This is a genomic window from Halobellus rufus (assembly GCF_000739575.1).
Classification (GTDB): domain Archaea; phylum Halobacteriota; class Halobacteria; order Halobacteriales; family Haloferacaceae; genus Haloquadratum; species Haloquadratum rufum.
This window is the reverse complement of the sequence record NZ_BBJO01000030.1, coordinates 161,616-168,987: the sequence shown is the minus strand read 5'-3', so window position 1 is coordinate 168,987 and position 7,372 is coordinate 161,616. Positions and strand designations below refer to the sequence as shown.

The window sequence follows — 7,372 nt, the reverse complement described above, 5'->3', positions numbered from 1 at the left end:
GTCGACGGCGGCGACGGCCGGTCGGACGCACTCACGGCTGCGGGCGATCACTCGCCACCGGCGTCGTTCACCGACGCTCACTCCCCGTCGGCGGCTTCACCGACGCTCACTCCCCGTCGGCGGCTTCACCGACGCTCACTCGTCCTCGATGGCGAGCGGCACGTGCAGCGTGACGACGCCGCCGCCACCGTCCCGGTTCTCGGCGGCGACGTCGCCGCCGAGGCGTCGGACCACGAACCGGACCAACCAGAACCCGAGACCGCTGCCGTGGAGCAGCGGCGTCTCCTCGGCGGCGTGCAGCGCGGTCAACTCCTGTTTGGGAATCCCCGGCCCCTCGTCGACGACGTGTATCAGGATCCAGCCGGGGACGTGACTCGGTTCGATTTCGACGCGAACGACCGGTCCGTCGCCCTCGTCTGGCGCGTCGGCGTGCTTGATCCCGTTCTCGCAGAGTTCGACGAGCGCGACGTGGAGCCGTTCGGAGACGTGCCACGTCGGGTCCACGTCGGGATCGGTTTCGACGCGGCCGCACGCCGATTCCCGCTCTACCGTCCGACGGGCGGACGCGACGACGTCCTCGAGTTTCGCCGTCTCCGTGGGGACTCCGTCGAACAGCCGCTCGATGTTGCGAACCGTCTCGGCCAGCCCGAGCCAGCGGTCCGCGAGTCGGTCGAGCACCTCCGCGGAGTCGACGACCTCGTCGTCGCCGTGGCTTTTCAGGACCTTCGCGTGGCCGCGGAGCAGGTTCAGGTCGTTGCGGACGTTGTGGCGCATCACGCGGTTCAGCACATTCGCTTGTTGCTCGCGGCGCTCGCGTCGGGTCAGGTCGACGTGGAAGATGACCCGTCCATCCGTCTCGTCGTCTCGGGGTAACGATTCCGCGACGGTCTGGATCAGATGGCCGTCCCTGCCGACGAGCGTAGATACGGCGTTCTCGGGGCAGTCCACCGCCCGCATCGCCGGGACCGATTCGGGCTCTGCGGCTGCGAACGCGGACTCTGGGCGGGGGCCGCGCCCTGCCGTTCGAGCGTCCGCTTCGAACGGACCCAGGTCTCGACGGTCTCGGCTGCCATCGCTGAGGTCGGGCGTCCCCGGCGGCCGCGCGAGACCCTGTCGGTCGGCGCTCGCGCTCGTCGGCCCTGGCTCGTCGCCGTCGGCGTGTGAGTCCGCCGTGGGCTCAGTGGGACTCTCGCGAGATGGGACAGGGGCATCGATCCCGTCCACCGGGTCGACGGACGGCGGCGTCGCATCCGACGCGTACACCGCGGCGACGGGGACGCCGGTGAGGTCGGCGCGCGCGTAGCCGAGGCGTCGGGCGAATTGATCGTTGCAGCCGTCGATGCGTTGCGTGCCGTCGTCGTCGACTCGCGTTCGGACCGTCAACACCGGCAAGTAATCGAAGATACCGCTGTCGGCAGAGCCGCAGATCGCGCGTGAATCGTCCCCGGTCACAGTTACCCGAACGGCACACCTCTTAGCTACTCAACGTTTCCCCGAAACTATCGAATACGATAATCCGTGGACAGTTCCGAGAAGGTTCGGTAAGTCGACCGAGGCGGTCGATTACGGGCAGTCCCTCGTCGTTAGGTCGTCGCCGGGGCGGTCGCCGCTAACCCGGATAGTTTTTAGTCCCGGGCTGAGAATCGCCCAGTACCAGAACTCCCGCGGGCAAGTGCCTCGGATCGCCGGGGCACGCGGGACCGACGACCGACGCGCTGTAAGACGCCGGGGCCGATCGGTCCCGAGACGCGTCGCCCCAGAGTCGGGCGACCACCACGCCACGCCGGGACGTTTGAGTGAGCACCCTCGCCACCGCGGACAGACGGCAGCGTCCGTCCGGTGGCTTTCGATGCTCGGGATTCAACTATGGAAATCGAAATCGCGACAATTGGCGGATACGAAGAAGTCGGTCGACAGATGACGGCCGTTCGCGCGGGCGACGACGTCGTCATCTTCGACATGGGCCTGAACCTCAGTCAGGTCCTCATCCACGACAACGTGGAGACCGAAAAGATGCACAGCCTCGATCTGATCGACATGGGCGCGATCCCGGACGACCGGGTGATGTCCGACCTCGAGGGCGACGTACAGGCCATCGTGCCGACGCACGGCCACCTCGACCACATCGGCGCGATCCCGAAGCTCGCCCACCGGTACGACGCGCCCATCGTGGCCGCGCCGTTCACGATCGAGCTCGCGAAACAGCAGGTCGAAGACGAGACGAAGTTCAGCGGGAGCTTCAACAACGACTTCGTCAAGATGGAAGCCGGCGAGACGATGTCGATCGGCGACTCCGGCAACGTCGAACTCGAGTTCGTCCACGTGACGCACTCGATCATCGACGCGGTCAACCCGGTGCTGCACACGCCCGAGGGCGCGATCGTCTACGGCCTCGACAAGCGGATGGACCACTCGCCGGTGCTCGAAGACCCGATCGACATGGAGCGCTTCCGCGAGATCGGCCGCGAGGGCAACGGCGTCCTCTGTTACATCGAGGACTGTACGAACGCGGGCCGGAAGGGCCGCACGCCCTCCGAGTCGCACGCGCGCAACCACCTCGAGGACACGATCCGATCGATCGAGGACTACGACGGCGGCATCGTCGCCACGACGTTCTCCTCGCACGTCTCGCGGGTCTCCTCGATCGTCGAGTTCGCGAAGGACATCGGCCGCCAGCCCGTCCTGCTGGGCCGCTCGATGGAGAAGTACTCCGGAACCGCAGAACGGCTCGGCTTCGTCGACTTCCCCGACGACGTCGGGATGTACGGCCACCGCAAGTCCGTCGACCGGACGTTCAAACGGATCATGAAGGAGGGCAAGGAGAACTTCCTGCCCGTCGTCACGGGTCACCAGGGCGAGCCGCGCGCGATGCTCACCCGGATGGGCCGCGGCGAGACGCCCTACGAGATCGACGACGGCGACAAGGTCATCTTCAGCGCCCGGGTCATCCCGGAGCCGACCAACGAGGGCCAGCGCTATCAGTCCGAGCGCCTGCTTCGGATGCAGGGCGCGCGGATCTACGACGAGATCCACGTCTCCGGCCACCTCCGCGAGGAGGGCCACTACCAGATGCTCGACGCGCTCCAGCCCCAGCACGTCATCCCGGCCCACCAGGATCTCAAGGGGATGGCTCCGTACGTCGACCTCGCGGAGTCGCAGGGGTACCAGATGGGCCGAGACCTGCACGCCACGCGGAACGGGAACATGATCCAGCTGGTGGAGTGAGATGAGTTCGGACGCGGCGGAAAAGCGGGTACTCGACGCGGTCCGACAGCGGCGCGAACTCGTCAACGAGGCGCTCGACGAGGACGTCCCGATGAAGTCGCCCGAGCGTCTCTACGAGGCGACGCGCTACCTGCTGAAGGCCGGCGGCAAGCGGCTCCGGCCGACCGTCGCCCTCCTGACCGCGGAGGCGCTCGCGGACGTCGAGCCGCTCTCGGTGGACTACCGCTCGTTCCCGGCGCTCGACGGCAGCGAGATCGACGTGATGTCGGCCGCGACGAGCATCGAGGTCATCCAGTCGTTCACGCTGATCCACGACGACATCATGGACGACGACGACCTCCGTCGCGGCGTCCCCGCCGTCCACAAGGAGTACGACACCGAAACCGCGATCCTCGCGGGCGACACCCTCTACGCGAAGGCCTTCGAGTTGCTCTCGGAGACCGGCGCGGACCCCGCGAACGGCCTCGAAGCCGTTCGGCGGCTGGCGACCACCTGCACGCAGATCTGCGAGGGGCAGGCGCTCGACGTAGAGTTCGAGCGCCGGACCGAGGTGCTCCCGGAGGAGTACCTCGAGATGGTCGAACTGAAGACCGCCGTGCTGTACGGCGCGGCGACCGCGACGGCCGCGGTGCTGATGGACGCCGACGACGAGACCGTCGAGGCGCTCTACCGCTACGGCATCGACTCCGGACGCGCCTTCCAGATCCAGGACGACGTCCTCGATCTGACCGTCCCCTCCGAGCGGCTCGGCAAGCAGCGCGGCTCCGACCTCGTGGAGAACAAGGAGACGCTCATCACGCTGCACGCGCGCCAGCAGGGCGTCGACGTCGACTCGCTCGTCGCGACCGACGACGTCGACTCCGTCTCGGAGGCCGAGATCGACGAGGCCGTCGCCGAACTCGACGCCGCGGGCTCGATCGAGTACGCCGAATCGAAGGCCGAGGAGCTCACCGCGAACGCGAAGGCCCACCTCGACGTCCTCCCGGACAACGAGGCGCGGACGCTGCTCGAAGAGCTCGCGGACTACCTGATCACGCGCGGCTACTGAGCCAACCGCGACTGCCGACGTCGCCGCCGGATCACCGGCCGCGGTTCATCTTTCGACGACTCAGACGCCGAGCGCGTCGGCCAACTCGAAGAGCGACTCGACCGTCAGGTCCGGTTCGCCGTCGAATGGCTCCCACGGGCTCGCCTTTCGGTCGGCCCAGACGCCCTGCATCCCGGCGTGCTGTGCGCCCATCACGTCGAACCACGCCGCGGTGACGTGCGCGATCTCGTCGATCGGCGTTCCCGTCCGCGCGGCGGCGTGGCGGTAGAGTTCGGCCCGCGGCTTGAACGTCTCGACCTCGTCGGCGCTGATCGTGTCCGCGAGCAGGTCCGCGATGTCGGCGTGCTCGACCATCGACGCGAGCATATCCGGATTTCCGTTCGAGACCACGTAGCAGTCGTACCCGCCCGCGCGGAGCCGCTCGATCCCCTCGCGGACGTCGTCGAAGACGTCGAGTTCGTGATAGACCGCGAGGATCTCGTCGCGCTCCGCAGTCGAGAGATCGACCCCGTGGGCGTCCAGCGCGTGCTGGAGCGCGTCGCGGTTCATCTCGTAGAAGGGCTGGTAGGCGTCGATCTCGTTGGCGACGAAGGTGTACTCCAGCGACCGCGCGCGCCACAGCTTCGAGACCGGTTCCGGATCGTCGACGCGGTCGGCCAGCGCCGATTCGGCGGCGTCGACGTCGACGATGGTGCTGTAGGAGTCGAACGTGATCGTCTCCACGCGGTCGGGGTCGAAGGACATCGACCGGCGGTTCGGCCGCCGTCGACAAAACAGTGCGGTGGACGGGCGCGCCGACGCCCCGTCCGCCGGACGATTATTACCCGACGGCGCCGAACGCGGCGTATGATCTCGAACACGCGGCTGTACGGCGCGTCGATCGCCCTCGCCTCCGGACTGTACTCGCTGTGGAGCGCGTGATGGCGACGCAGATGGGGACCGACGGCTGGCTGATGCTCCTCGTCGGCGTCGTCGTCACCGTCCACGGGGTCGTGCTACTCACCGACTTCGCCGACCGCCTCGGGGGCGCAAGCGGCCCGCTGATGATCGCCTACTCGGTCGTGATGCTGCTGAACCAGGCGCTTCTCGGAACGGGGATGATGGGCGGCGAGATGGGTCCCGGATCGATGGACGGTGGAATGGCGGGCGGCGCGATGGGCGGCAGTACCATCAGCGCGGGGATGGGCTGGGACGCCGGGATGGTGTCTCTCGCGCTGTTGATGCTCGTCAGCGGTATCGTTATGACGCGCGACCGGGGTACGGACGGGATGTAACGGGCACGTCGCGGTGGCGACCGGCGGTCGCACGTCCCGCCGAGCCCCCAATCCGGGCCTGTTTTTACCGGGGAGAACGCATCCACGCCCAATGGATGACGATCTACGCGAGCGGGTCGAGCGCGAGGCCGAGAAGCACGCGCTGCTCAACGCGGTGAAGTACGAGAGCGACGCCGATGTCGGGGCCGTGATGGGGCCGCTGATGGGCGAGAACCCCGACTTCCGCCCGCACGGCGACGAGATACCCGGCGTCATCGGGGGCGTCGTCGCCCGCGTCAACGACCTCTCTACCGCGGAGAAACGCGACCGCCTCGAAGACCTCGCGCCCGAGGAGTTGGCCGAGATCGAGGCCGAGGACGAGGGCGACGATCACGACCTCCCGGACCTCCCGAACGTCGACGAGTACGACGAGGTGCGGATGCGCGCCGCGCCGAACCCGAACGGCCCGTGGCACATCGGTCACGCGCGGATGCCCGCGGTCATCGGCACGTACAAGGAGCGCTACGACGGCTCCTTCATCGTCCGCTTCGACGACACCGACCCCGAGACGAAACGCCCGGACCTCGACGCCTACGACGCCATCCTCGACGACATCGACTACCTCGGCTTCGAGCCCGACGACGTCATCGTCGCCTCCGATCGCGTCGAGACCTACTACGAGCACGCCCGCGAGCTGATCGACGCGGGCGGCGCGTACACCTGCTCCTGCTCCGGCGAGACCTTCTCGGAGCTCAAGAACGACGCCGAGGCGTGTCCGCACCGCGAGAAGGACGTCGAAACCGTTCACGAAGAGTTCGAGGCGATGGTCGACGGCGAGTACGAACCGGGCGAGATGGTCCTGCGCGTCCGGACCGACATCGAGCACAAGAACCCCGCGCTGCGCGACTGGGTCGCCTTCCGGATGATCGACACGCCCCACCCCCGCGAGGAGGCCTCGGCGTATCGGTGCTGGCCGATGCTCGACTTCCAGTCCGGCGTCGACGACCACCTGACCGGCGTCACGCACATCATCCGCGGGATCGACCTGCAGGACTCCGCGAAGCGCCAGCAGTTCGTCTACGACTACTTCGGCTGGGAGTACCCCGAGGTCGTCCACTGGGGACACGTCCAGGTCGACGCCTACGACGTGAAGCTGTCGACGTCGACGATCAAAGAGAAGATCGAGGCTGGCGAACTCGACGGCTGGGACGACCCCCGCGCGCCGACGCTCGCGAGCCTTCGACGCCGCGGCATCCGCGGCGAAGCCGTCGTCGACGCGCTGATCGCGCTCGGCACGTCGACCTCGAACGTCGACCTCTCGATGAGTTCGATCTACGCGTCGAACCGGGAACTCGTCGACGACGAGGCCGAGCGGTACTTCCTCGTCCGCGACGGCGAGCGCTTCGCACTCGACGGCGGCCCCGACGCCGGCCACCCGCCGCTGCACCCCGACCACGAAGAGCGCGGCGAGCGGACGGTCCCCGTCGACGGCGGCGTCCGCCTCGAACCCGACGACGTCCCCGCTCCAGGCGAGCGCGTCTGGCTGAAGGGCTACGCCTGCGTCCGGCGGGAGGGCGACTCGCTCGTCGCCACCGGCGACGGCATCGGCGTCGTGCGCGAGGGCGACGTCGACGTCGTCCACTGGGTTCCCGCCGAGGGAGGCGTCGAGGTGACGATGCGCACTCCCGACGGGGACGTCGCGGGCGTCGCCGAACCCGACTTCGCGGCGACCGACGTCGACGACGTCGTCCAGTTCGAGCGGATCGGGTTCGTCCGCGTCGACGAGCACGGGGACGAGGAATCGGTCGTCTACTGGACGCACCCCTGACCGATCGTGGTCGCCCGA

At 68.1% G+C, this 7,372-nt stretch carries 6 protein-coding genes; 4 read left to right on the top strand and 2 right to left on the bottom strand.

The genetic code is table 11. From position 1 onward, the window contains the following. Positions 1-135 precede the first annotated feature (135 nt). The gene (locus ACP99_RS12935) at positions 136-1,452 is read right to left on the bottom strand and encodes a sensor histidine kinase (protein WP_049986990.1); all 1,317 of its coding nucleotides are present in this window, start codon (positions 1,450-1,452) and stop codon (positions 136-138) included. Between the two features lie 414 nt (positions 1,453-1,866). On the opposite strand from ACP99_RS12935, the gene ACP99_RS12930 reads away from it, so the two are divergent. Together ACP99_RS12930 and idsA3 are read left to right on the top strand one after the other, a co-directional pair. Further along, complete coding sequence (locus tag ACP99_RS12930) at positions 1,867-3,225, top strand: ribonuclease J (RefSeq protein ID WP_049986989.1); 1,359 nt, start codon at positions 1,867-1,869, stop codon at positions 3,223-3,225. A 1-nt stretch (position 3,226) separates the two neighbouring features. Next, positions 3,227-4,273, top strand: a complete 1,047-nt coding sequence (gene idsA3 / locus ACP99_RS12925) for a geranylfarnesyl diphosphate synthase (protein WP_049986988.1) — start codon at positions 3,227-3,229, stop codon at positions 4,271-4,273. Between the two features lie 60 nt (positions 4,274-4,333). Here idsA3 and ACP99_RS12920 read toward each other — a convergent pair whose 3' ends face one another. Continuing rightward, the gene (locus ACP99_RS12920) at positions 4,334-5,017 is read right to left on the bottom strand and encodes a haloacid dehalogenase type II (RefSeq protein ID WP_049986987.1); all 684 of its coding nucleotides are present in this window, start codon (positions 5,015-5,017) and stop codon (positions 4,334-4,336) included. Between the two features lie 176 nt (positions 5,018-5,193). Here ACP99_RS12920 and ACP99_RS12915 point away from each other — a divergent pair, with 176 nt between their 5' ends. Further along, on the top strand, positions 5,194-5,547 hold the full coding sequence (locus ACP99_RS12915; protein ID WP_197052452.1) for a hypothetical protein: 354 nt from the start codon (positions 5,194-5,196) through the stop codon (positions 5,545-5,547). Between the two features lie 91 nt (positions 5,548-5,638). Next, positions 5,639-7,354 carry a glutamate--tRNA ligase gene (locus ACP99_RS12910; RefSeq protein WP_049986986.1) on the top strand — a complete coding sequence of 572 codons (1,716 nt, stop codon included), beginning with the start codon at positions 5,639-5,641 and terminating at the stop codon, positions 7,352-7,354. Positions 7,355-7,372: the final 18 nt, after the last annotated feature.

Bases quoted from the DNA above. Each gene is read 5' to 3' on its own strand.
- idsA3 (WP_049986988.1), top strand. From the start codon at position 3,227: ATGAGTTCGGACGCGGCGGAAAAGCGGGTACTCGACGCGGTCCGACAG.
- ACP99_RS12915 (WP_197052452.1), top strand. From the start codon at position 5,194: ATGGCGACGCAGATGGGGACCGACGGCTGGCTGATGCTCCTCGTCGGC.
- ACP99_RS12920 (WP_049986987.1), bottom strand. From the start codon at position 5,017: ATGTCCTTCGACCCCGACCGCGTGGAGACGATCACGTTCGACTCCTAC.
- ACP99_RS12930 (WP_049986989.1), top strand. From the start codon at position 1,867: ATGGAAATCGAAATCGCGACAATTGGCGGATACGAAGAAGTCGGTCGA.
- ACP99_RS12910 (WP_049986986.1), top strand. From the start codon at position 5,639: ATGGATGACGATCTACGCGAGCGGGTCGAGCGCGAGGCCGAGAAGCAC.